The 24,434-nt window shown below is 42.8% G+C and carries 23 protein-coding genes, 1 pseudogene and 2 other annotated features (1 of these 26 only partly in view); of the genes and pseudogenes, 7 read left to right on the forward strand and 17 right to left on the reverse strand.

Features of this window, described 5'->3' with window-relative positions; all coding sequences use genetic code 11:
* Positions 1–132, reverse strand: a binding site (T-box leader); it reaches 101 nt to the left of the window's first position.
* Between the two features lie 37 nt (positions 133–169).
* Positions 170–406, reverse strand: a binding site (T-box leader).
* Between the two features lie 61 nt (positions 407–467).
* Together AS888_RS21355 and AS888_RS21360 are read right to left on the reverse strand one after the other, a co-directional pair.
* Positions 468–740: a UPF0223 family protein gene (locus AS888_RS21355; RefSeq protein WP_061144104.1), complete on the reverse strand. Its 273-nt coding sequence runs from the start codon at positions 738–740 to the stop codon at positions 468–470.
* Between the two features lie 59 nt (positions 741–799).
* A complete protein-coding gene (locus tag AS888_RS21360; protein WP_061144105.1) occupies positions 800–1,759 on the reverse strand; it encodes an NAD(P)H-dependent flavin oxidoreductase in 960 nt (319 codons plus the stop codon).
* 363 nt (positions 1,760–2,122) lie between these two features.
* Between AS888_RS21360 and AS888_RS21365 the strand changes: the two genes are divergently transcribed.
* Positions 2,123–3,580: an aminotransferase class I/II-fold pyridoxal phosphate-dependent enzyme gene (locus AS888_RS21365; protein ID WP_061144106.1), complete on the forward strand. Its 1,458-nt coding sequence runs from the start codon at positions 2,123–2,125 to the stop codon at positions 3,578–3,580.
* A 159-nt stretch (positions 3,581–3,739) separates the two neighbouring features.
* Here AS888_RS21365 and AS888_RS25330 read toward each other — a convergent pair whose 3' ends face one another.
* Positions 3,740–3,865: a GapA-binding peptide SR1P gene (locus AS888_RS25330; protein ID WP_081092558.1), complete on the reverse strand. Its 126-nt coding sequence runs from the start codon at positions 3,863–3,865 to the stop codon at positions 3,740–3,742.
* A 335-nt stretch (positions 3,866–4,200) separates the two neighbouring features.
* Here AS888_RS25330 and AS888_RS21370 point away from each other — a divergent pair, with 335 nt between their 5' ends.
* Complete coding sequence (locus tag AS888_RS21370) at positions 4,201–4,635, forward strand: DUF1885 family protein (RefSeq protein WP_061144107.1); 435 nt, start codon at positions 4,201–4,203, stop codon at positions 4,633–4,635.
* A 27-nt stretch (positions 4,636–4,662) separates the two neighbouring features.
* Here the strand turns inward: AS888_RS21370 and AS888_RS21375 are convergent, their stop codons facing one another.
* The 6 genes from AS888_RS21375 to AS888_RS21405 all read right to left on the reverse strand — a co-directional run bounded on the left by AS888_RS21375 (position 4,663) and on the right by AS888_RS21405 (position 12,325).
* Positions 4,663–5,490, reverse strand: coding sequence for a polysaccharide deacetylase family protein (locus AS888_RS21375; protein ID WP_061144108.1), 828 nt, complete (start codon positions 5,488–5,490; stop codon positions 4,663–4,665).
* Positions 5,491–6,064: 574 nt separating this feature from the next.
* Positions 6,065–7,477, reverse strand: coding sequence for a dihydrolipoyl dehydrogenase (gene lpdA, locus AS888_RS21385; protein ID WP_061144109.1), 1,413 nt, complete (start codon positions 7,475–7,477; stop codon positions 6,065–6,067).
* A gap of 3 nt (positions 7,478–7,480) precedes the next feature.
* Positions 7,481–8,842 (reverse strand): dihydrolipoamide acetyltransferase family protein, encoded by a 1,362-nt coding sequence (locus AS888_RS21390; RefSeq protein WP_061144110.1) that lies wholly within the window; start codon positions 8,840–8,842, stop codon positions 7,481–7,483.
* Between the two features lie 121 nt (positions 8,843–8,963).
* On the reverse strand, positions 8,964–9,941 hold the full coding sequence (locus AS888_RS21395; RefSeq protein WP_061144111.1) for an alpha-ketoacid dehydrogenase subunit beta: 978 nt from the start codon (positions 9,939–9,941) through the stop codon (positions 8,964–8,966).
* A gap of 3 nt (positions 9,942–9,944) precedes the next feature.
* Positions 9,945–11,060, reverse strand: a complete 1,116-nt coding sequence (gene pdhA, locus AS888_RS21400) for a pyruvate dehydrogenase (acetyl-transferring) E1 component subunit alpha (protein ID WP_061144112.1) — start codon at positions 11,058–11,060, stop codon at positions 9,945–9,947.
* Between the two features lie 599 nt (positions 11,061–11,659).
* Positions 11,660–12,325, reverse strand: coding sequence for a YkyA family protein (locus tag AS888_RS21405; RefSeq protein WP_061144113.1), 666 nt, complete (start codon positions 12,323–12,325; stop codon positions 11,660–11,662).
* Positions 12,326–12,542: 217 nt separating this feature from the next.
* Here AS888_RS21405 and AS888_RS21410 point away from each other — a divergent pair, with 217 nt between their 5' ends.
* Together AS888_RS21410 and def are read left to right on the forward strand one after the other, a co-directional pair.
* The gene (locus AS888_RS21410; protein ID WP_061144114.1) at positions 12,543–12,704 is read left to right on the forward strand and encodes a YjcZ family sporulation protein; all 162 of its coding nucleotides are present in this window, start codon (positions 12,543–12,545) and stop codon (positions 12,702–12,704) included.
* Between the two features lie 245 nt (positions 12,705–12,949).
* A complete protein-coding gene (gene def, locus AS888_RS21415) occupies positions 12,950–13,504 on the forward strand; it encodes a peptide deformylase (RefSeq protein ID WP_061144115.1) in 555 nt (184 codons plus the stop codon).
* A 51-nt stretch (positions 13,505–13,555) separates the two neighbouring features.
* Here def and AS888_RS21420 read toward each other — a convergent pair whose 3' ends face one another.
* A complete protein-coding gene (locus tag AS888_RS21420) occupies positions 13,556–14,323 on the reverse strand; it encodes a Cof-type HAD-IIB family hydrolase (RefSeq protein WP_061144116.1) in 768 nt (255 codons plus the stop codon).
* A 902-nt stretch (positions 14,324–15,225) separates the two neighbouring features.
* On the opposite strand from AS888_RS21420, the gene AS888_RS21425 reads away from it, so the two are divergent.
* Positions 15,226–15,435 (forward strand): DNA-dependent RNA polymerase subunit epsilon, encoded by a 210-nt coding sequence (locus AS888_RS21425; RefSeq protein ID WP_061144117.1) that lies wholly within the window; start codon positions 15,226–15,228, stop codon positions 15,433–15,435.
* Positions 15,436–15,438: 3 nt separating this feature from the next.
* Entirely contained in the window at positions 15,439–17,109 is a 1,671-nt protein-coding gene (gene rnjA / locus AS888_RS21430) for a ribonuclease J1 (RefSeq protein WP_061144118.1), read from the forward strand.
* A gap of 73 nt (positions 17,110–17,182) precedes the next feature.
* Here the strand turns inward: rnjA and AS888_RS21435 are convergent, their stop codons facing one another.
* The 4 genes from AS888_RS21435 to AS888_RS21450 all read right to left on the reverse strand — a co-directional run bounded on the left by AS888_RS21435 (position 17,183) and on the right by AS888_RS21450 (position 20,806).
* On the reverse strand, positions 17,183–17,842 hold the full coding sequence (locus AS888_RS21435; RefSeq protein ID WP_061144119.1) for a potassium channel family protein: 660 nt from the start codon (positions 17,840–17,842) through the stop codon (positions 17,183–17,185).
* Positions 17,843–17,888: 46 nt separating this feature from the next.
* Entirely contained in the window at positions 17,889–19,013 is a 1,125-nt protein-coding gene (locus tag AS888_RS21440) for an N-acetyldiaminopimelate deacetylase (protein WP_061144162.1), read from the reverse strand.
* Between the two features lie 76 nt (positions 19,014–19,089).
* Entirely contained in the window at positions 19,090–19,800 is a 711-nt protein-coding gene (gene dapD / locus AS888_RS21445) for a 2,3,4,5-tetrahydropyridine-2,6-dicarboxylate N-acetyltransferase (RefSeq protein ID WP_061144120.1), read from the reverse strand.
* 121 nt (positions 19,801–19,921) lie between these two features.
* Positions 19,922–20,806, reverse strand: a complete 885-nt coding sequence (locus AS888_RS21450; RefSeq protein ID WP_061144121.1) for a LysR family transcriptional regulator — start codon at positions 20,804–20,806, stop codon at positions 19,922–19,924.
* A gap of 166 nt (positions 20,807–20,972) precedes the next feature.
* Here AS888_RS21450 and AS888_RS21455 point away from each other — a divergent pair.
* Positions 20,973–21,645, forward strand: a pseudogene (locus AS888_RS21455) (sulfite exporter TauE/SafE family protein).
* Positions 21,646–21,696: 51 nt separating this feature from the next.
* On the opposite strand, the gene AS888_RS21460 reads toward AS888_RS21455, so the two are convergent.
* The 3 genes from AS888_RS21460 to AS888_RS26205 all read right to left on the reverse strand — a co-directional run bounded on the left by AS888_RS21460 (position 21,697) and on the right by AS888_RS26205 (position 24,003).
* A complete protein-coding gene (locus tag AS888_RS21460; protein WP_061144122.1) occupies positions 21,697–23,205 on the reverse strand; it encodes an MDR family MFS transporter in 1,509 nt (502 codons plus the stop codon).
* A gap of 91 nt (positions 23,206–23,296) precedes the next feature.
* Positions 23,297–23,734: a cyclic-di-AMP-binding protein CbpB gene (gene cbpB, locus AS888_RS21465; RefSeq protein ID WP_061144123.1), complete on the reverse strand. Its 438-nt coding sequence runs from the start codon at positions 23,732–23,734 to the stop codon at positions 23,297–23,299.
* 122 nt (positions 23,735–23,856) lie between these two features.
* On the reverse strand, positions 23,857–24,003 hold the full coding sequence (locus tag AS888_RS26205; RefSeq protein WP_185113148.1) for a hypothetical protein: 147 nt from the start codon (positions 24,001–24,003) through the stop codon (positions 23,857–23,859).
* Positions 24,004–24,434: the final 431 nt, after the last annotated feature.

The following is a 24,434-nucleotide window of genomic DNA, read 5'->3' on the forward strand; positions in this document are numbered from 1 at the left end:
GCCGGGTTTCCCTACTTATTTCAAGAAACCACTCATAAGTCCATTCATCCTTTTATATCGTACCGGTTTCCACCTATGCCGGCTCTCTGTGACGAATCTAAAAAGATTACTACTCTTAATCATAGATTTAAGTATCATTTTTTCGAAAAAACGCAAAAAGGCCCTTCATCCAAAGGACGAGGAACCCGTGGTACCACCTTAATTAGCTAAATTAGCTCACTTTACGGCATGATTCATTCCATGCCTATCTCCATTAACGATGAGATAATCGCCAAAGCCTACTCCGTCCATCCGTTTCGGTTTGGGGCTCGGAAGTCCATTCGCTTAAATTCGTTCACCAGTTTTCAGCAACCACTGGCTCTCTGCGGAACTGCATTAAGGTACTTTTCTTCGTCACTGCCTTTATCTTTTTCTTGGTTATTATGTTAAAACAATCTTTTCAGTAAGTCAATAAAGTTTTCAAATTATTATTTCATTTTAACCCAGTCGCCGTCCTCAAGTCCCTTAGCCTTCTTAATGACTTGATACGCAGAATAGGTACTGACCGCCTCGAACTCATCCGTATAGTTCTTTTCATCCGCCTTACCTGGAACGATTTCCTTGAATCTTCGGTAAGCCTTCATGAACGCTTCCTTCTGGATTTTGCTCTCATAAGCTTTTTCCACCGCTTCGAAAAATTTAATTACATCGACGATTTCGTCCGTTGACCAATCAAGGTCCATTGGATACTGATAATCCATACCTTAAACACGCTCCTTCTAGATCGTTTTTTCATGTTGTCGGGGGAGACCATCCACCTTCAGTATGCCCATTTCGAGCGAATTTCCTCAGCTTGGCCGATGATCCGGCTGAACAGCTCAGCTGTCGCCGGAACATCATGGATCAGACCCATCACTTGTCCTGCCCAAGCATATCCTTCTTCTTCCATACCATCATGGATATAGCGCTGATTCGCTTTTCCGCTTATGTAATCCTTCAATTGCTCATATCCACCGTTTTCTTTTTCAATTTCAAGAATTTTACTCGTCCAACCATTTGCTATCACCCGGGCCGGTGCACCGATGGACCGCTTAATGACAACGGTATCATTTTCCGTACCGGAAACCAAGGCTTTTTTATATAATTCATGTGCATGTATACACTCCTTGACTGCAATGAACCTGGTTCCCATCTCGATCCCTTCCGCCCCAAGTGCCATCGCTGCCATCAAACCTCGTCCATCACCAAAGCCGCCAGAAGCAATGACCGGAATCTTCACGGCATCCACAACTTGAGGAATCAAAACAGCGGTACCGATATCCGTCCGTCCTAAATGTCCGCCCCCCTCCTGGCCAACCACCATAACTGCATCTGCACCAAGCTGTTCCGCCTTCACCGCTTGCCTTGTCGCTGCAACAAGCACAAGTTTTTTCACCGAAGTGTCCTTGACGCAATCAAGAAAGGGCCCAGGGTTGCCGCCCGTTACGGAAACAGCTGCAATTCCTTGCTCCATGGCTGCTTCAAGCATATGCTCATAAGGTCTTCCATGCTGCCCAATTGCAAAATTCACGCCAAACGGTTTATCGGTCAATTCCTTCGTTCTCCTTATTTCATCGACCAATTGCTTTGGGCTGTCCAAGGACATCGCCGTTACCTGCCCCAGCCCCCCTGCATTTGAAACGGCCGCTGCCAGTTCCGCATAAGCTAAATGAGCCAACCCTCCTTGTACAATCGGGTATTGTATTCCTAGCAAATCTGTCACACGCGTCTTCCAATTCAAACTCCCCACTCCCTTTTTATGTATGATATGAACGTACATGTTCATTATGGCAAATATTGTTTAACCATTCAATTTTTACATTCGACACAATCCAGCTTCATGGGAAAGACTGGTTCATTAACGATATTCGCCATTATTTCTTCCCCGGTCATTCGAGGAACAAGATGATTTTTCATGTCAGAACGGTAAACTCATGCTAGGCAATTATTATAAGACGTGCTATAATTCATTTGTTTTATGTTTTTCCATAGCTACCTGACCATTCATATGGTTGCAAAATCGGAGAAACATTCGATCATTATAGACAGGGAGTCTTTCTCCCCCATATTTGTACCTACTATATTGAAAAGGGGCCACAAAGATTTGTCACAGAATGAAACACCCTTATACACTGCCTTATTGCAGCATGCCAAAAAAAATCCCGTTCAATTCCATATTCCAGGTCATAAAAAAGGAAAAGGAATGGACGCCGATTTCCGTGAATTCATTGGAGAAAATGCATTATCCATAGATTTAATCAATATCGCTCCGCTCGATGATCTCCATCAGCCAAAAGGGATCATTAAACAAGCACAAGATCTGGCTGCCCAAGCTTTCGGGGCCGATCATACGTTCTTTTCCGTTCAAGGAACAAGCGGAGCTATCATGACGATGGTCATGACGGTATGCGGCCCTGGGGATAAAATCATCGTACCAAGGAACGTACATAAATCCGTCATGTCTGCGATTGTCTTTTCCGGAGCCGTTCCCGTTTTCATCAACCCTGAAATAGATAAAGATCTGGGCATTTCACACGGTATCACCCTCGATGCCGTTGAAAAAACGTTAAAAGAGCATAGTGATGCAAAAGGATTGCTTGTAATCAATCCTACCTATTTCGGCATTTCAGCTGACTTGCAAAAAATCGTCGAAATCGCCCATTCCTACGAAATCCCTGTCCTCGTTGATGAAGCACACGGAGTCCATATCCACTTCCATGAGGACTTGCCCATGTCAGCCATGCAGGCTGGAGCGGATATGGCCGCAACGAGTGTCCATAAACTTGGTGGCTCGCTGACAGGAAGTTCGATTTTAAATGTGAGAGATGGATTGGTTTCAGCAAATCGGGTTCAAGCGATTTTAAGCATGCTCACTACCACCTCAACCTCCTACATCCTTCTAGCTTCCCTGGACACGGCTAGGAGGCAGCTGGCGACCGTAGGCAGGCAAATGATCGAAGAGGCCATCAATCTTGCAGGGTACATCAGGGAGGCCGTAAATGAGATCCCTTATCTATACTGTGTCGGCAGCGAAATTCTCGGAAGCAAGGCTGCCTTTAGCTATGACCCTACAAAACTGATCATTTCCATCAAGGAATTGAACATTACCGGATACGACGTCGAGAAATGGCTGCGTGAGAAGCATAATATCGAAGTGGAGCTTTCCGATTTGTATAATATCCTTTGCCTGATTACACCAGGAGACTCCAAAACGGAAGCGGATCTTCTGATCGCTGCCTTGAAGGACCTTTCGGATGAGTTTAAGGAAATGGCGGCTGAACATGAAAAAATCGAAGTGCTCCTTCCTGATACACCACCGCTTGCCCTATCGCCAAGGGAGGCATTTTATGCCGAAACCGTAGTGGTGCCGATCGAGGAATCCGTCGGAAAAATCAGTGCTGAATTCATCATGGTATATCCGCCGGGCATCCCGATCTTTATTCCTGGTGAACTGATTACGGAAGATAATATCAGTTATATCCAAAAAAACATCGAGGCGGGCCTGCCTGTTCAAGGTCCAGAGGATCCAGAAATAAAATATTTACGCATCATAAAGAACTGATTGCATACACAAACCAGAGCGGGTGACCGCCCTGGTTTTTTTCATATAGTCAGCATTAAAATGGCGCAGCAGCCTATCGGTTGTTCAAAAAAAGTGCTCCAGACCATAAAGTCGTGGAGCACTCTTGAATTCTATTAATCTCATCGAAGGTTTTCGGTATTATTCCTGAGAGGCAGCTGTATCACAGCTTTGGCAGTTGTGATTGTGTGTATAAAGTACACTTACTTTTTCATCTTCAAAATGTTCAATCGTGCTATTGCAAGTTTGACATACGATAGTTCCCATTTTTACAACCCCTTCCTCTATATTGTATGCAACATTCCATTAATGTAACCGCTTTAAATGAATTATAATATAACACATTTATAATATCAAGCTAAAAAGTATGACCTAATCATTTTATTGGATCAGGGAATGTTTATACGGGTATGCCAATCCTGCTGGTAAAGCAATGAGCATCGCATGAGCAGCAGTTCATACCATTGAAAGATTCGCCCTCCCTTTCTTTCCAAAAAAAGGGGGGAAGTAATTTTACTTTTAAATATACATATAGATAAGTATATAAATCAACCAAAAAATGCTAATATAATAGTAAAACCGATCGAATAAGGGGGATCCAAATGGCAGAAAATGCGTATATCAAGCTAGTTCCCGAATCAGTCAAAGCGACCGTTACCATCGAGGATGTAAAGGAATTGCTGACCTATTATCAAATGATCACGGCAAAAACAGGAAAGCAACTGGATTGGGACTACGATAAGAAAGCTTTTCCTTATGAAATGAGGGAACCTGAAAAAATGAAAGACAAAGCCATATATCTCCAAGCCAAAGAAGATCGTTACCATATGATCTTGATCGGTGTAGACCAGGAAGTGATTAAGGATGATGACGGACTGGAACGAATCCAATCTTATATCCAATTCACCCTTCCGGAAACAGCAACCTTCGGGGATAAAGGGAAAGCAAATGAATTATGCAAGTTCCTCGCAAAAAAATTAAAGGCGCAGCTTCACCTCTTTAATAATCGCGTGATGTACTTCTATCCAAGAAAATGAAAAAACCTGCAAAAGCTGAAAGCCAGCTCATGCAGGTGTCTCAATCGAGTCAGGATCAAGCATCTTATAGCCTTTCTTTTGAAAACCTTTCACGATCTCCTCAATCGCTTCACTCGTCCATTTTCGGTCATGCATTAGAAGGTTCGCACCATTTCCTAAATAAGGACTATTCAACATGATTTCTGTTAAAGCCTTTTTGTCCTGATATTCCTTTTCCCAATCATATCCATATGTCCAATTCATCACCAACATTTTTTCTTCCTCAGCAACTTTTCTTGAATGATCGGTATTCGAACCAAACGGCGCCCTGAAATACTTAGGGCGTTCCCCGATAATGCCCTCAACCAAATTATTCAGTTTAACGATTTCCCTCTCTTGTTCCTTTTCGGTCAATTCTTTCAAATTCACATGGGAATATGTATGGTTGCCGATGGGAAAACCTAGATCATGAATTTCTTTCAGCATCGCTTTATTTTGATCATTTTCAAGAAAATGGCCATTGACGAAAAATATCGCTGGAACCTTAAGTCGATGAAGGGTTTTGGCTATTTCTAGCGAATATTTATCAGGAGCATCATCAAACGTTAACAAGACAACCTTCGGATCTGCGTCCCCTATCGGTTCAAATGACCAAGTATCTTTATTGACCCGGTATTCTGCCTTAACTTTCTCTTCCGCATTCGTCTTGGGTGCTTCTTCTTGTTCTTTTTTCTCTTGCTGGCTTTCATCTCGGACGGACGCTGCCGTTTCCACGCTTTTATTCTTTTCTTTTTCCGCGTGATCGGGATCTTGGCCAGTACAAGCGATCAATAAAATGGCTACACTCGCTAACAAAACTAAAACTTTGTTGAACATGATACCTCCGTGTTTTTTTGTGTCTTTGCAGGCCCTGCGAAAATTCAATAAACGGGTACTAAGGTCTCCAAAAGGATTTGTAACAGCCCGTAGCATAATAGGCTGATCACAGTTATAAGCATGGTTCGCTTATTGGATTTCAAAATCATTTTACCAATGTAAATGGCCAAATATGAAAAGACCAAAAACATGAATACCTTGAAGACAAACCGATCATTAACAGAAAGCCATTCAACCAGTGTATAGCCGCTCCATACGATTAGTTGAAAGAGGATTACCAGATAATTTTTCAAGTGATCCACCCCATTTTCAAATGAATACATCAGGCCTACTCATGTCATGAGCAATAACTTTATATTCGCACATTGCCCATCTTATTTTTTATCCTCTTTTACCATATTCAAACCTTTTGGAGAAAAAAAGTAAAAAGCCCTTTATATAGCTTATGCCCATTTTGTCCTTTTCATTTAAATAGTGTAAAGAAAATCTCGAATTGGCGGGTACATTCCTTTTTCATGGCCGAATCCAATGAAAAAAGCGTGCTGCAAGGGCAGCACGCTACTATCGGATAAAATTACTTAATGATATGAATAGGAGTTCCAAGGGCCACTTCCGCAGCTTCCATTGTAATTTCCCCTAAAGTTGGGTGCGCGTGGATCGTCATCGCGATATCTTCGGCAGTCATGCCTGCTTCGATGGCCAAGCCAAGTTCCGCGATCATATCAGATGCGTTCGGCCCTGCGATTTGTGCTCCAATAACCAATCCATCTTCTTTGCGAGTGATAAGCTTCACAAATCCATCAGTATTGTTTAAAGATAGAGCACGTCCATTTGCAGCGAATGGGAACTTGGAAGCAAGCGCTTCAATTCCAGCTTCCTTCGCTTCTTTTTCATTATAGCCGACAGATGCAAGTTCCGGTTCAGAGAATACAACAGCCGGAATGGCAAGGTAGTCGATTTCTGATGAATGTCCAGCAATGGCTTCGGCTGCAATTTTACCTTCATAAGAAGCTTTATGAGCCAATTGAGGTCCAGAAACGATATCACCGATCGCATAGATGTTTTTCACGCTTGTACGGCATTGTTTATCCGTTTCGATCAAACCGCGATCCGTCATTTTGATTCCGACTTGCTCAAGACCGATTTCGGCAGTATTAGGACGACGTCCCACAGTAACCAATACGTAATCAGCTTCGACTTTTTTCTCTTCGCCTTTTGCTTCATAAGTAACGGTTACGCCTGTTTCGGTTTCTTCCACGCCTTTGGCATTTGCTTTCGTAACAATTTCAGCACCTTTGTTTTTAAGGTTACGTTTAACAAGTGCTGCCATTTGTTTTTCGAAACCAGCTGAAAGAATTTCTTCCGTGCCTTCAAGAATCGTCACTTTAGTGCCAAAGCTTGCGAATGCTCCGCCAAGCTCCGTACCGATGTAACCTCCGCCGATTACTACCATTGATTTTGGAACTTCATCCAAAGCAAGGGCACCAGTAGAGTTAATTACGCGTTTCGTATATTTAAATGACGGAATCTCGATTGGTGATGAACCAGTGGCGATGATCGCGTTTTTAAATGTATATGTTTGGGCTGAGTCTTCATTCATAACACGGATGCTGTTTTCATCAACGAAATACGCTTCGCCTGTTACAACTTCCACGTTATTTCCTTTTAGCAGGCCGCTGACGCCGCCCGTTAATTTTTTGACAACAGTACCTTTCCAAGCTTGTACTTTAGAAAAATCAACAGAAACTTTTTCTGCAAAGATCCCCATGTCTTCTGAATGCTGAGCTTCATGGAAACGGTGTCCCGCCGAAATTAAAGCTTTCGATGGAATACAGCCTACATTCAAACAAACTCCGCCGATTGTTCCTTTTTCAACGACCGTAACTTTTTGTCCAAGCTGTGCTGCACGAATTGCTGCAACATATCCCCCTGGGCCTGAACCGATCACTAAAGTATCTGTTTCGATTGGAAAATCTCCTACAACCATTATTTACGCCTCCATTAACAATAATTCTGGGTCGTTCAATAACTTTTTGATATGATTCAATGCATTTTGAGCAGTTGCTCCATCAATCATGCGGTGATCAAAGCTCAGTGATAATGCCAGAACTGGAGCGGCGATAATTTCCCCGTCGCGTACAATTGCTTTTTCGGCAATGCGTCCAATACCTAGAATGGCAACTTCTGGGTGATTGATTACAGGTGTGAACCATTGGCCGCCTGCTGAACCGATATTCGTGATCGAGCATGATGCACCTTTCATTTCGTTAGGTGCCAATTTTCCATCACGAGCTTTTGTGGCTAATTCATTGATTTCTTGTGAAATAGCAAAAGGTGATTTACGATCTGCATCTTTAACAACCGGAACGAGCAAGCCTTTGTCTGTATCTGCCGCAATTCCGATATTGTAATAGTGTTTATGGATAATCTCACTAGCCTCATCATCAAATGATGTGTTAAGCATAGGGAATTCACGCAATGCACTTGTTAACGCTTTAACAACATAAGGAAGGAATGTAAGCTTAATTCCTTTTGCAGCGGCAACATCCTTGAATTTCTTGCGGTGAGCGACGAGTAACGTCACATCGACTTCATCCATCAATGTTACATGTGGAGCTGTCTGCTTGGATTTAACCATCGCTTTAGCGATCGCTTTTCTCATGCCGCTCATTTTCTCGCGAGTTTCAGGATATTGACCTTCTGGAATGGACACTTTAGCTTTTTCAGTCGTTTCCTTTTCACCTTGTTGTTGTGAAGCTTCACTTTCAGCTGCTGGCTGCTGTGGAGCGGATTTGCCATTTTTGAACGCATCGATGTCTTCTTTCATGATACGGCCGTTATCCCCGGAACCAGCAACCTCACGAATGTTTACCCCTTGTTCGCGTGCATATTTCCTAACAGAAGGCATGGCGATGATACGACGTGAAGGATCCACCTCAACCTGTGGCTGTGCTCCTGCGCCCGTTTCTGCACTATTGGCTTGATCCGGTGCAGCCTCTTTCTTGACTTCTTGTCCAGCTTCAGCAGTAGCTTGAACCTGAGCCTCCGTATCCTTATCGCCTTCAGCCTTCTCTTCGTCTCCATGATCCCCTTTGAACTGAAGATTTTCATATCCTGGAGCATCGAATTTTACAAGAACATCACCAACAACGGCAACCGTTCCTTCTTCAACAAGGATTTCTTCCACGGTACCTTCAACAGGTGATGGAATTTCTACAACGGCTTTATCGTTTTGAACCTCGCAAAGCACGTCATCTTCTTGAATCTTATCTCCTGGTTTTACAAACCATTTCACTATTTCACCTTCGTGTATACCTTCTCCGATATCTGGGAGTCTAAATTGGAATGCCACTGAGTTCAACCTCCTATATTAAATCATACTTAGTGCTTCGAATAAAGTCCTTTATCTTGCATTTCATTCATGCTAATTCTTTCTCAAGCAAGCACTTTCATTCGCGTTACTCAAGATTAAGTTAAAACGTTAAGACTTTAGTCGCCGTTTCCATAATGTCTTTATAATTAGGGAGCCATACTGTTTCAGCTTGAGAGAACGGGAATACCGTATCAGCAGCTGCCACTCGCAATACAGGAGCATCCAAGCTTAAGATGGCACGTTCGTTAATCTCTGCAACAACATTCGCTGCTATACCAGCTTGTTTTTGTGCTTCTTGAACAACGATGGCGCGTCCCGTTTTTTCTACAGAAGCAATGATCGTGTCAATATCAAGTGGAGATACAGTCCTTAAGTCGACAACCTCGACAGAATGACCATCCTTGGCCAATTCTTCCGCTGCCTTGATGGATTCTTGTACCATCGCACCGTAAGTTATGATGGATAAATCCGTTCCTTCTCTTTTCACATCCGCTTTTCCTAACGGAATTGTATACTCTTCTTCAGGCACTTCCTGACGGAACGAGCGGTACAATTTCATGTGCTCAAGGAAAATGACAGGATCGTTATCACGAATTGCCGAAATCAATAAGCCTTTTGCATCGTAAGGAGTTGAAGGGATAACTACCTTTAACCCTGGTTGCTGGGCCATTAAACCTTCTAAGCTATCCGCATGCATTTCCGGAGTATGCACTCCGCCTCCGAATGGTGAACGAATCGTAACAGGCGCACTGTAACGTCCGCCTGAACGGTAGCGCATACGAGCAAGCTGACCGCTTACGGAGTCCATTACTTCATATATAAATCCGAAGAATTGAATTTCAGGAACAGGACGGAAACCTTGTAAAGAAAGACCGACCGCTAATCCACCGATTCCAGATTCGGCAAGGGGAGTGTCAAACACACGATCTTCGCCGAATTCTTTTTGAAGATTTTCCGTTGCACGGAATACTCCACCATTAAGACCGACATCTTCTCCAAAAACGAGTACGTTTTCGTCATTTTTTAGTTCTGTACGTAATGCTTCTGTAATTGCTTGGATCATCGTCAATTGAGCCATGGCTTACTTCGACTCCTTCTCTTTATAAATTTCATATTGTTCTTTTAGGTTGTAAGGCATTTCTTCAAACATGTTTTCGATAAGGTCAGTTACTTTTTGCTTAGGTTCTGCATCTGCCTTTTTGATTGCTTCTTTAATATCTTCTTTAGCTTTTTCTATCGTTTCGTTCTCTAACTCTTCATTCCAAAGCTTTTTGTTTTCCAAGAACTTACGGAAACGAACCAATGGATCTTTCAGTTCCCACTCATTATCCATGTCGGAAGTACGGTAGCGTGTCGGATCATCTCCAGCCATCGTATGTGGTCCATAACGGTACGTCAATGTTTCGATCAATGTAGGGCCTTCACCATTAATGGCACGTTCCCGGGCTTCCTTAACGGCAGTATAAACGGCCAATGCATCCATTCCATCAACTTGGATACCTGGAATACCTGCAGCCACACCCTTTTGTGCCAATGTTTTCGCTGCGGATTGCAAGTCAACAGGAGTTGAAATCGCAAAACGGTTATTTTGCACGATGAAGATAGCTGGCGCTTTAAATGCACCTGCAAAGTTGATTCCTTCATAGAAGTCACCTTGTGAAGTTCCGCCATCACCAGTATAAGTGATCGCTACCGCTTTTTTACCGCGTTTTTTCAGTCCAAGCGCTACACCGGCAGCTTGGATATATTGGGCGCCGATAATGATTTGCGGTGAAATGACATTAACATCCTCAGGAATTTGATTTCCTTTGAAATGACCGCGGGAGAATAGGAATGCTTGCCATAACGGCAGGCCATGCCAAACGATTTGCGGCACATCACGATAGCCGGGAAGAATGAAATCCTCTTTCTCCAAAGCATATTGCGAAGCGATTTGAGAAGCCTCTTGACCGGCAGTCGGTGCATAGAACCCTAACCGTCCTTGGCGGTTCAATGAGATTGAACGTTGATCCAAGATACGTGTATAAACCATACGACGCATTAATTCCTGTAGCTGCTCATCACTTAAATCAGGCATTGCCGCTTCATTCACGACTTCTCCCTCTTCGTTTATAATTTGAAAAGTTTCAAATTGTTCTTCCACTTTCTTAAGCTGATCCTGAACATTAATTTTAGCTTGTTTAGTTTTTTGAGCCATTTGGCACCTCATCCTTTCATTAAAAAGGTTTGTGATTATTCTTCTATAAAGCAAAGATAGTTTGCTTTTTAGCTTCTTCAACAATCCATTGAATTATTTTTCCCTTAAGACCAATCCCTCAAACGTGGATACGCTTAATATGCTTCAATCTTAGTCTGTACCATAAAAAAAATCAAGGAAAATGATACAAGGGATATCCAAATATTAATTTACAAGATGAATTAACATCAGTCAATGTCTTGAAGTTCCTTATTTTTTCAAACCCATAGTACGAACAACAAAGGATTTGCATCTCTGTATTAGTTTTGCGTTTATTACTGTATCACTAAAATTGCGCTATCTTTCATTTTGGGTGGGAGAATGAGGATCATTTGCCTTCGCCCACTCATACCAGCCATTCAAAAATCCCTTGAACTAAAGGCATTTTCGCTATTTGGAGGAATATTCAGAAAAAATATTCAAACGCTTTCATTTGATCCTGCTGTTAGATTTTACACATTTGATTTTTTTTAGTACAGGTCCTGGAATATTCACGCACACCCTGGTTTCAGCCTGATGCAAAAAAAGGGCTGTGAGTGAGAATCACAGCCCATCAGTATTTATTCTTTTGTTGAATTAGCCATTTCTATGCCTGAACGATCATAAAAACTTTCTTTTTTTTGATTGGATTTTTCCGTTAAGGCGTTAAATTGCTTATTGGCTTTCAATACTTTTGCATATGAGGTATTGATTTTCTTGATTTGCCCCTGCAGTTCATCCATCTTCAAATCTTCTTTTTTGAACAGGTCGTATAATTCTCGATCATAATCCAGGCTTTGCCGGTAGGCTTCATATAAGCTGTCGTATGTATCATAACGTTCCGTCATGACATTTACCATTTCAATCGCTTCTTTTTTTACTTTTTCATCCTCTATCTTACCTATTTGTTCATCCATCTTTTTAAATTCTTCTTTCGAGCTCTGCATACTAGTTTGTTCCTTTTCGATTATTGCTTCCCGTTGTTCGAGATTCTTGGTGGCTTCATCTGATAGCTCTACGATTTGTTCATATTCATCCATTCCAAGTTTTATAATTTTTTCATACTGCTCTTTTTCTTTTTTCTCCAATTCATTAAGCGGCTCCTGATGTTCGTTGAAATCATTTTCCTTTTCTGCCGTTTTTTCTAAAATCTTTTGGATTTTTTCCTCTGGTGAACCATTAAAACAACCGGACATGATCAATGTAGTGGAAAAAAGTAAAATAACAATGGCGCCCAAACGCTTCAATATAGACAGCTCCTTCTGATAAGTTCTTCGAAGATTTAAATTCCTTTTGAATTTCCGTTATAGCAGCAGACCTCGTACTATCCATATTCATAACAGGATTTTTTCATTACTGGGCGTTAGCCTACACCCTTTAAACCTTACTGCATAGGCTGTAGGGACCGTTTCAAATCAGAGTGGTCAACAAGTAAAAACAATACAAATACGGAGGTATGAAATTATGTATGGAGGTTACAACCAGGAATGTTGTTATCCGGTTTCAGCTGCACCCAGCTATGGTTATGGTGAGCAATGTGGTGGCGGTGGAGGCTTCGGATGCGGCTTCGCCTTGATCATCGTCCTTTTCATCCTGCTCATCATCGTCGGCGCTTGCTTATGCTAAACAGATAATTACTATTACCTTTACCCGAAAATGTTATCTATTTACCCTGATTCAAAAAAAAAGATGTACTTTTTTCTTTTGACCTTAACTCGAAAATAAAACAATGGGTGGGATAGGGATTTACCCAAGGGTTCGCCTCCTATCCCATGCTATTAATAGTTGTGATCATTCCATTAACTTTTGGCATGTTTTTTGTTAAAATAACCCTATACATATCAATGACAGTACGATGGGGGTGAAAAACGATGCTTACTATGGATGATTTTGTTAAAGAAGACGATCCTATCTTGAGGAAAGTCGCAGTGGAGGTCCCTCTCCCGGCATCAGATGCCGATAAGCAGCTTTTGGCCAGCTTGATGGAATATGTGCAAAACAGCCAGAAGCCTGATATTGCCGCCCTCTACGGACTGCGTGCAGGAATTGGCTTGGCCGCACCACAGGTGAATGTTTCTAAAAGAATGATTGCGGTTCATTTAAAAGAAAAAGATGATAAACTGTACAGCTATGCGCTTTTCAACCCTAAGCTCCTAAGCCATTCAGTGGAGAAAGCCTACTTGACTACAGGAGAAGGTTGCCTTTCCGTTAACCGGCCTGTCTCAGGCTATGTACCACGTTATGCTAGAATTACGGTTGGAGGTACGGATTTGGAAGGAAATTCGGTCCTGCTCCGGCTGAAAGGCATCCCAGCCATTTGCTTTCAGCATGAAATCGACCATTTGAATGGAATTATGTTTTATGATCGCATCAATAAGGAGGACCCTTATGCCGTGCCGGATCATTCGATCGCGGTGGAACGGTGATCCTTTTGGGTGAAAAACTCCCGTCTGTTGTCCGACGGGAGTTTTTATTTTTTAAATGAGTTCAAGTTCTTTCAAGCCAAAAAATATTCCATCCTCATCGACAGCCTTCGTTACAAAGTCTGCCTCCTGCTTCACAAGTTGGCCGGCATTCCCCATCGCCACGCCATAGCCTGCTACTTTTAGCATTTCAATATCATTTAACCCATCTCCAAAGGCATAAACATCTTCGAGCGCGAACCCGACTTTTTCCATTAATATTTTTATGCCTTCTGCTTTTGATCCTCCAAACGGAAGTACATCCGTTGAATAAGGATGCCATCTAATGAAATGGAAGTCATCATAATTCCCTACATAATCCGTTTCTTCATCTTCGGAGCAAAATAATAATGCCTGATATATTTCATGATCCTCATAAAAATCGGCCACATGCTCAGGATGGGGGAATTTCAAGGTGCTAATGGCCTCTTCGATTCGCTCATGATGAGGCACGCTTGATTTCATCGTTTCTTCATTCATGAAGACGATCGGGATTTCATTTTTCTCAGCATGATCGTGAAGCTTCCTTACCTCTGATTTGCTCAACGGGTTTTTATAAACCACTTTCCCTTCAAACACGACATACTGCCCATTGAAACTCACGAACGTATCGATGCCAAGTTCTTCCCTCAATGATTCGAACATGAAAGGAGCCCTTCCTGTTGCGATCGCAACAAACACCCCGCTATCCTGCAGCTGCTTAACCGCCTTTTTCGTAGAGGCAGGTAATTTTTTGTCATGATCCAGCAATGTTCCGTCAATATCAAAAAATACGATTTTCACTAATCATTCACTTCCAATTCATTCGGATTTATCCTTTTCTAATATGTACCCATTTAATAATTGTCATCAAGATAAGTCAAGTAACTGTGCCAAATTCCACGCTAAGTCACGTTTTTTATTCGGGGACGTGCATATACTATCGTTAAGGGTCCACCTACCCGGCCTCCATTTAATATTTCTCCTTACTTCCCCACAAACTCATTTAGCCGTCGTTCGGGCCTTTTTTTCAAAAATGGAACAAGTACTTGTAAAGACATATTTACATTATTGAATAATCCTATACAATAATACTAAGGGAGTGTGATCGCCATGTTAAAAAAGCTTCGTAAAAAGCTTGTAAAACAGTGGAATGATCTTTTAAGAAAAAAATCCATCGCATGATTCGCCATTCATTTCTTGCCATGGCCGTCATCCATTTGCGAATTTTTTTCGGACAGCCCTTCAAAAACTTGCGGAGGGCTTCTTCCTTGTTGTAAAGTTCTTGTTAAGCATTCTTTCCATTGGCCATGTAACAGCCAACCAATGGGTACCATACATATTTCGTGTTGAATAGGAGCCGTTATTCTTTCTTGAAACGCTGGGTTAGGCGGGAAGAAAACATTGATCATTCCAGTAATCGAGATAAGCTGAAATCGCCTGAAAACGTGCTGTCCGAAACTTTCTTTGCCGATTTAAGTTTTACACTTAGTAAAAACGGTTAGGATAGAGGATAGAGGACTAAACGGACCGGCAATCTATTTTTTATATACTTTGGCAGACATTAGTATATTTGGTTCAGCAAAACCCCTTCCGTTTTCATGGCGGAGCTGGGTTTATTTTTACATGATGTTGAAAAACATGTAAAAATTGTTGTTTTTATATATAATGAAAAAAGCAATGCACACAAGTGAGGAGAGATTTAAATGGTTTTTAAGGTATACTATCAAGTAACCATATCAGAGGTTCCCATCAGGGAGAATACGAAAACGATGTTTGTCGAAGGTGAATCCGTTCGCGACGTTCGTCTAAAATTAAAGAAAGAACCTTACAACGTAGAAATCGTACTGCCCGTAACCGGAGCCTATCTAGACTATGAAAAACAAAATGAAGATTACAAAGTATTGGAGCTATAATTTATGAAATTCGTAAAAAATGATCAAACAGCTGTATTCGCCCTGGGCGGTTTAGGCGAAATCGGTAAGAACACATACGCGGTTCAGTTTCAAGACGAGATCATCGTCATTGATGCTGGAATTAAATTTCCGGAAGATGAACTTCTCGGTATTGACTATGTGATTCCAGATTACAGCTATTTAGAGAAAAATGTAGATAAAATTAAAGGTGTCTTCATCACGCATGGCCATGAAGACCATATTGGCGGGATTCCCTATTTACTTAGAAAAGTGAATGTCCCGGTATACGGCGGGAAACTGGCACTTGGGTTGCTTCGCAACAAATTGGAAGAACACGGCCTTTTACGTCAGACGACGATGATCGAAATCAGCGAAGATGAAGTGATCAAGTTCCGGAAGACTTCCGTTTCTTTCTTCAGGACGACACACAGTATCCCGGATTCTTACGGAATCGTTGTAAAGACGCCGCCTGGACAGATCGTTCATACTGGTGACTTTAAATTCGATTTCACTCCAGTTGGAGAACCGGCCAACTTGACAAAGATGGCTGAAATTGGCAAAGAAGGCGTATTATGCCTGCTCTCAGACAGCACGAATAGTGAGGTGCAGAATTTCACTATGTCCGAAAGCCGTGTCGGCGATACCATTCAAGACATTTTCCGTAAGGTGGACGGCCGGATTATTTTCGCAACATTCGCATCGAACATTCACCGCCTTCAGCAAGTGGTGGAGGCAGCGGTGGCAAATGGGCGTAAAATTGCCGTTTTTGGCCGCAGCATGGACTCTGCCATATCAATTGGCCAAGACCTTGGCTATATTGTGGCGCCGAAGGATACGTTCATTGACGTACAGCAATTAAATCGCATGCCTGCAAACAAAGTCACCATCCTTTGTACAGGCAGCCAAGGTGAACCAATGGCAGCCCTTTCGAGAATTGCTAATGGGACACACCGACAAATCCAGATCATTCCTGGGGATACAGTCGTATTTTCTTCTTCCCCTATTCCCGGTAACACGATCAGTGTTTCCAGAACGATCAATCAATTATATCGCGCTGGTGCAGAAGTCATTTCCGGACCATTGAGTGATATCCATACATCTGGACATGGCGGACAGCAGGAACAAAAGCTAATGCTGCGTTTAATCAAGCCAAAATTCTTCATGCCGATCCACGGCGAATACCGGATGCAAAAGCTTCATGCCCGCCATGCAGTCGATTGCGGAGTTCTTGAAGAAAACTGTTTTATCATGGATAATGGTGAGGTGCTTTCCTTAAGTGAAAATACCGCACAAATCGCTGGTAAAATCCCTTCTGGTTCGGTTTACATCGATGGAAGCGGCATCGGGGATATCGGCAACATCGTTTTACGTGACCGCCGCATTCTTTCTGAAGAAGGCCTTGTGGTTGTCGTAGTAAGCATCAACATGAAGGAATTTAAAATTGCTTCGGGTCCTGACATCATCTCACGCGGCTTTGTTTATATGAGAGAATCAGGAGATCTGATCAGCGATGCCCAATCCTTGATCACTAAGCATCTGAATAAAGTGATGGATCGGAAGACTACACAGTGGTCTGAAATTAAAAATGAAATTACGGATACATTGTCTCCATTCCTTTATGAAAAAACGAAACGCCGTCCGATGATCCTGCCGATCATCATGGAAGTTCAATAAACAAGAAAAAGCCCAGCCATTCGAATGGCTGGGCTTTTTTATCGTCCCATTGAGTCAGGCACAAGAATCTTTCTTATTCCACAATCTTCTTTTCAAAACGGTTGATATCGGAATCGGCGCCGATTACGATCAATATATCCCCTTTATGAATCAAGTCGTTCGCCTGCGGGGAAACGTTGATTTCATTGCCTCTTTTTATCGCGACGATATTCAGCCCGTAGTGGGCACGGATATCAAGGTCAAATATCGAGTTTCCGTTCATCTTCTGGCTTGCAACTATTTCGACGATGGAATGTTCATCAGACAGCTCCAAATAATCGAGGATATTATTGGAAACGATATTATGGGCGATCCTTCTCCCCATGTCACGTTCGGGATGCACGACAAAATCGGCCCCGATTTTCCGAAGAACCTTCTCATGATAATCGTTTTGCGCTTTCACGGTAACATTGCCGACTCCCAGCTCCTTCAGCATGAGCGTTGTCAATATACTCGCCTGAATATTCTCGCCAATGGCTACAATGACGTGATCGAAATTGCGAATTCCCAAGTTTTTCAGCACATTTTCATCTGTCGTATCTCCAACTACGGCATGTGAAGCGATCCTTGCGAATTCATTCACTCGATCTTCGTCAGCATCGATGGCCAACACTCCCAATCCTTCTTCAGCTAATGTCTTCACTATACTGCCGCCGAAGCGACCAAGTCCAATCACAGCAAATTCTTTTTTCACTTTAAGCCCTCCAACATCTTTCTTTGCTCTGTGTTCCGTATAATCTTTACGCTTCGTTCCCTTTGAACGTTAAATAATCGGCAATATGGTTGATGGCAAGTTCTATTGCCCTTTCATCAGGGTTCAACTTGGAATGGTGCAATCCGAATTCCGATGAAACCCCGAGCCAAAACATGAAACCTGGTATCTCTTTTAACATATACCCAAAATCCTCACCCGTCATCGCTTCCGTACAGCGATGCAGATGAACATCAGCTCTCGCCTCTGTAAACTCCATGAATTCCTTGGTCAATACTTCTTCATTATATACTTGATGGTACATCGCCCCATAATCTATCTCTGCAAGGCATTCATAGCCCACTTTCATGCCCTCCACAAGCGCTTCTATCCTCGACTTGACCTTTATCATCGTTTCCGGATTAAGCGTGCGTATCGTACCTTCCAGGCGCGCTGTCTCCGCAATAACATTTTGCACCGTCCCGCCTGTGATTTTTCCGACTGTAATCACGGCTGAATCAAGCGGATTGACATTTCGGGAAACGATGGTTTGCAACTGCCCTACCAGCGAGCAGGCTGCGATGACCATGTCCCTTGTTTCATGAGGGTACGCTGCATGTCCGCCTTTGCCTTTTAATTCGATGAATAATTCGGATGTATTGGCAAATAAAAGCCCTTCCTTAACGGCAATCGTCCCCACTGGATACTCCGGCGCAATATGCAGGGCAAGAATCATATCCGGCTTCCATTCTATCATCGCTTCCGATTTCAGCATCGGCTCGGCGCCGCCAGGTCCCTCTTCCGCTGGCTGGAAAATGAAAAGTAAGTCATCATCGATCGGATTTTCGTTAAAATGGGTCAATAGACCCAAACTGATGCTCATATGAAAATCATGACCGCATGCATGCATATACTCCTCATGAGTGGAGGCGAAGGGCAAGTCCGTCTCTTCTTTTATCGGCAGCCCATCTATATCGGCTCTGTAGCCAATCATTTTCCGCGGCTTCCTTCCCCTCACTTTGACGAATATCCCAGTTTTCCAAGTTTTCACTTCCATTCGCTCAGAGGGTAAACCTTGTATGTAATTCAGTAGATATTGTTGTGTCTTGTATTCTTTGAATCCAATCTCCGGAATTTGATGCAATTCACGCCGAATCTCGGCAAAAGGATTTATTTTCACACGATTTTCCTCCCTATACAGAAAGCGTGGATAAAATTATCCACGCTTTAGACAATATTCTATTAATAAATTAAAGCTGGCGAAGCTCTTGCATGATCTCTGTTTTCGATTTCGTTTTTTCATCAATTTGCTTGATGACCCTAGCCGGAATGCCAGCAGCAACAGAGTATGGAGGAACGTCTTTCGTTACGACAGCACCAGCCGCTACAACGGATCCCTCGCCGATTTTAACGCCTTCAAGAACGACCGCATTGGCTCCGATCAACACATCATCTTCCAATATGACTGGTTGTGCGGAAGGCGGCTCGATGACACCTGCTAATACAGCCCCTGCCCCGACGTGACAGTTTTTCCCAACGGTTGCACGACCGCCAAGGATCGCATTCATGTCAATCATCGTACCCTCGCCAATGACGGAGCCAATATTGATTGATGCCCCCATCATGATGACTGCATTGTCCCCGATGGACACTTGATCACGAATTATTGCACCAGGCTCGATACGCGCCTTGATTCCTTTTAGATCCAATAAAGGAATGGCAGAATTACGGCGATCATTTTCTACTACATAATCCTCGATTTTCGTTCCGGCCGCCTTGATTGCCTCTTCCACTTCAGACCATTCACCGAATACGACCCCGGTATTCCCTGTAATGAAGGTTTTCGAAGCTGCGCCAAAATCGATGCCTTCCAAATCACCTTTGACATATACCTTGACTGGTGTGGATTTTTTACTATTTGAGATAAAAGAAATAATTTCGTTTGCATCCATTTTATTCATTCCGGGTAAAACCTCCTAAATATGTATCATTACTCGTCTTAAATTTACCAGACAACTGCTGGCAAGACAAGCTGAATGTCACTCCAATTTATTATTCGGCCCTATCTTGGCTTTAGCTGATTCATATCATGCCTTGTTCACGAATATGTTCCTTCACCACTTCAGTGAACGCTTGGACTTGCTTTAGCTGGAAAGCAGATTCATATCCGCAAAGCCATGTATCTCTTTCAATCGAATGGTTATGCCCATCCAAAAGCGGGATCTTGAACACATTCGTATCCTTATCATGTAACGTGATGGCCGGCAAAATGGCATACCCTATTCCATTGAACACCATTTGCTTACATGTTTCAATTTGGTCGACGACTATGGTGTTTTTTGGTGTCGTTTTAAATTGCCGATGCCACCAGTCCTGAATTTCCTGATAATAATTGGAATCACTTTTAAACTGAATGAACGGGCGGTCCGTTTCGAACACTTGATTCAATTCCTTCATTTCGGTATCAACCAAATAGAGCATATCGGTAAATAAGTGCTGTTTGATTCCTTTCCAATCTGGTGCTCCCCTGATGATGCCAATATGCACTTGCCCCTCATATAAAGACTTTAAAATCTCACTGCTCCATCCGGTGATTAGCGAGATTTTGGCATAAGGGTATTTTTGGACGAATTTTTTCAAGACTTGAGGCAGCCAATTTTGGCCGACGATCGAGGCGCAGGCTATTTTCAATGTGCCATACACTTCATGATCCATTGCCTGGATACTTTCCCTTACCTTTTCTTCTTTTTCGATCACTTCATTGGCCAATCGGATCACCGCTTCCCCTGCAGGCGTCAGGGATAGTCCTTTTTGTGAACGGAGAAACAGTTTCGAGCCCCAATCCTTTTCTATTGATTGTAAACGCTGAGATAACGCCGGTTGGGAAACAAACAACCGCTCAGCCGCTTTTCTCATATTCATTTCCTGAGCTAGCACGGATAATAGATGAAATTCTGAAAATGACATACACACCAACCTCTTGATAATTATTTCTTATCATGATGATTAAAATTATTTACATGTAATTATCAACAAAGTCCGCTTATAATACAAGGGAAAAGAAACGGAGTGATATCCATTGACGATCATTTTATTGCTGGTCATCAGTTTTGCCGCCTCATTCGTAGGCACCTTGGCTGGCAGCGGAGGCCTTATCGGCATGCCTTCCCTCCTTTTGATAGGCTTCCCGATTCACCAAGTCATTGGCTCAGTCAAATTTTCCAATATGTTTTCCTCATTTTCGAGTTTTTATATCTTATTGAAGAAAAAACAGCTAAAAGTGGCGGATGCACTCAAGTTAATCCCATTTGCCTTATTTGGCGGCTTCTGTGGCGGCCTTCTTGCTAATTCCTTTTCTGAAAAAATTGGCCATCTGCCTCTTGACGATTGCCTTGGTGATGAATTTCATCAAGAAGCCAAAGCCGGAATCGGGATCAATTTGGCAGCTGCCTAAAAAAGCGTACCCTTCTTTATTCGGGATCAGTGTTTACGATGGGATGTTCGGTCCAGGACAGGCAACCATGCTTATGTATACCTTTTTAAGAAATGGCGCCACATACCTTCAATCCCTCGCCTTTACTAGATTCCAAACTTTCATAAGCTGCACAGCTGCATTCATCACCTATTTCCTTGCAGGGAACATTGCCTGGGAGATTGCCACTTACTATACCATTGGGTCACTGATCGGCTCGCAGCTAGCCGTTCGTGTCGCCCAAAAAATCTCAACCCGTCAGCTGAAGTTCATTTTACATGGAGTCACGATTGCCTTGCTGCTTCAATTGATTATCCGCGTTGCCTTTCCTTAACGAAAAAAGCAAAGGCCACCTCATGAACGAGACTGCCTTTGCTTTATATGACTATCCGTTCTTCCTTAGTCTCGTAAGCAATATGAAGCTAACTGCAGAGAAGGCGAGAACGATTAGATAAATCGTGTGCAGCGACAATGTGAGTCCCTCCTGCAGGACCTTCACGACAGCATCAGGAAGCAACTCCCTTTCTTCACTGTTTAATAACTTATTGGCGGTATCGATCGTCACTTCCGTCCCTTTTGGTGCATGTCCTCTTAAATAGTCATGAAGTCTGGTATTCATGACTCCTCCAAGTAAGGCAGCGCCTACAGTATTGCCTAGATTACGCATGAACATATTGGATGCTGTAGCAATCCCGCGCCGTTCCCAGCTGACTGTTTTTTGAATGACGACAATGAATGAAGTCGAAGTCAGGCCCATCCCCACCCCGACAAAGAACGAACCAAACGCTGCCAGGAGCGGGCCTGCTTCAGGCTTCATCAAGACCAGGATCAAGCTTCCTATGATCAAGGAACTCCCTCCAAGGAGAGAAGTCGCCTTGAAGCCTATTTTCATCAAGAGCCAACCTGAAACCATGGATGCAATCGGCCAGCCTATCGACATGGCGGTCAAGGTAAAACCTGCCACCGTTGGCGAACGTTCCATCACTCCTTGTACGAAGGTCGGAAGAAAGCTCGACAAACCAATCATCATGACCCCTGTCGTAAGGGATACAAGATTCGCTATCAAGATGGAGCGCTCCTGCCAGATTTCAAACGGCATCATCGGCTCCGCTGCCCGCTTTTCCTGAAGAATGAATAAGCTGAAGGCAAGCAAGGCCACAATGGCTAGGGAAATGATCGGTACCGATGCCCATGACCATTTCACTCCTCCTTCTACAAGGATCAGCATGAAAGTGGAGATGGATAAAGTCAATAAGGCTGCTCCCAAGTAATCGATATCCCGTTTTTTCTTTTCGATATTTTCATGAAGGAAAAACCATATTCCAATAAAAGATAATATTCCAAGGGGGATATTCACCCAGAAAACCAGTTTCCAGGTCAGGTTTTCAACAAGCAAGCCGCCCAAGGCAGGTCCCATGACCGCCGAAATGCCCCATACACTGGATAGATATCCTTGAACGCGTGCCCGTTCTTCATTTTTATAGATATCCCCAATGATCGTTGAAGCAACCGGAGCTACAGCACCCGCGCCAAAGCCTTGTATAAAGCGATAAATGATGAGCTCAGTCATACTATTTGCAAAGCCGCAAAGAAGCGAGCCTATTAAGAATACAGTAATTCCAAATAATAAAACCGGTTTTCTCCCGAGAATATCGGAAAGCTTTCCATATATCAAGACCGTCACGGCATTCATTAACAAATAACCTGAAAACACCCAGCTGTATAAGGAAAAACCGCCTAAATCACTTACAATGGCCGGCATTGCCGTCGATACGATCGTCCCTTCTATGGCGTTCATGAACATTGCCAGCATGATGGCAGTCAATATGAAGGGACGTTTCAATGGTTTATGCTGTTTTTTCGAACGATCCGCTGTTTTCCCCAATTTTCGCATCCTTTCCCAATATGTATTGATTTCGGTTCAAGTTAAACAAGAAAACTCGCCAATTGGCGAGTTCTGAAGGAACCATAATGCGCAGCCGAACTTATTCAGGTGAACTTTGTTTGAATACCTTTTTCAAGATCGCTCTTCTTGTCAAGATTCCTTCAAATACATGTTCGTCATTTTCTACACAGACAAACGGATGATCTATTAACAATTCCACACCCTTGGTCAGTGTATCCTCAATATGCAAGCGAGGTATGTCTATATTCATTATTTCTGAAACTTTTTTATTCTCAAGATTATCGAATTCGATTCGTTCCAGTCCCAAGATTGAATCAAGAATGACTGGTGTGCTAATCAAGCCATGCAGCTTATACATCGGATCTAACACAGGAATGGCCGTATAACCGCTCTTTGTCAATACCAATAGTGCATGTTCTAAATTATTGGTTACCTGCACGTGGGCCACGCGTTCAGAAGAAATCATCAAATCTTTAACGCTGGATTCCAATAAATCCCCATCATGAGTACCGATCATGTTAAAACCCCTTACCATATGTTTTTATATACAGCTCTCCTTTTAGTTTAACATATGTAAGCTGAAAAGGCTCATTCCCAGAGCAATAAAATCCCAAACTGCGGGATTTTCCCTTGAAATCCTTAGCCCTTACTAGTTTTGATGTTTGCCTTTTTGTAACCGCATTCAGGACATTGATAAATGACATTTTGGTTGGACTGTGCCGTCAATACATTTTCCATTTCCCGTTTCTCACCGCAAACAGGGCATAATACGATTGGACTCTTCATTTACATCCCTCCAATTAATAAGATGTCGTAAAAAGCACTTCTTCATTCAAAAAGCGAAACGTGTTCGCCTCTACAATAAAACACCTTTTCTAATCGGAAGTCAGCTCTCGCCAGTTTCTTGCTTTTACTCGCGAGTTTGGGCTTTTCATCGAATTTGAGGCAGGTTCTCATAAAAATCGCACTTTTCACATGCTTTTTGTCCCTTTTCTCTCCAGCTACATATGGACAATCGGGATTACCTCTTTGTCTTCACGCAAAATGGAATGAAGCGGTCTTTTTACAAATCAACAAAACTAAAGGCAACGCCCTTCAATTTTCGTTTTCACACAGAGTGGAATGAAACGGAAGGTGCGAGACTCCTGCGGGAAATGCGTGTCTACTTGAGACCCCGCAGGCTAAAAGCCCAGGAGGCTCAAGGACCGCCTCTGGAT

This window comes from Peribacillus simplex (assembly GCF_001542915.1).
GTDB lineage: Bacteria > Bacillota > Bacilli > Bacillales > DSM-1321 > Peribacillus > Peribacillus simplex_B.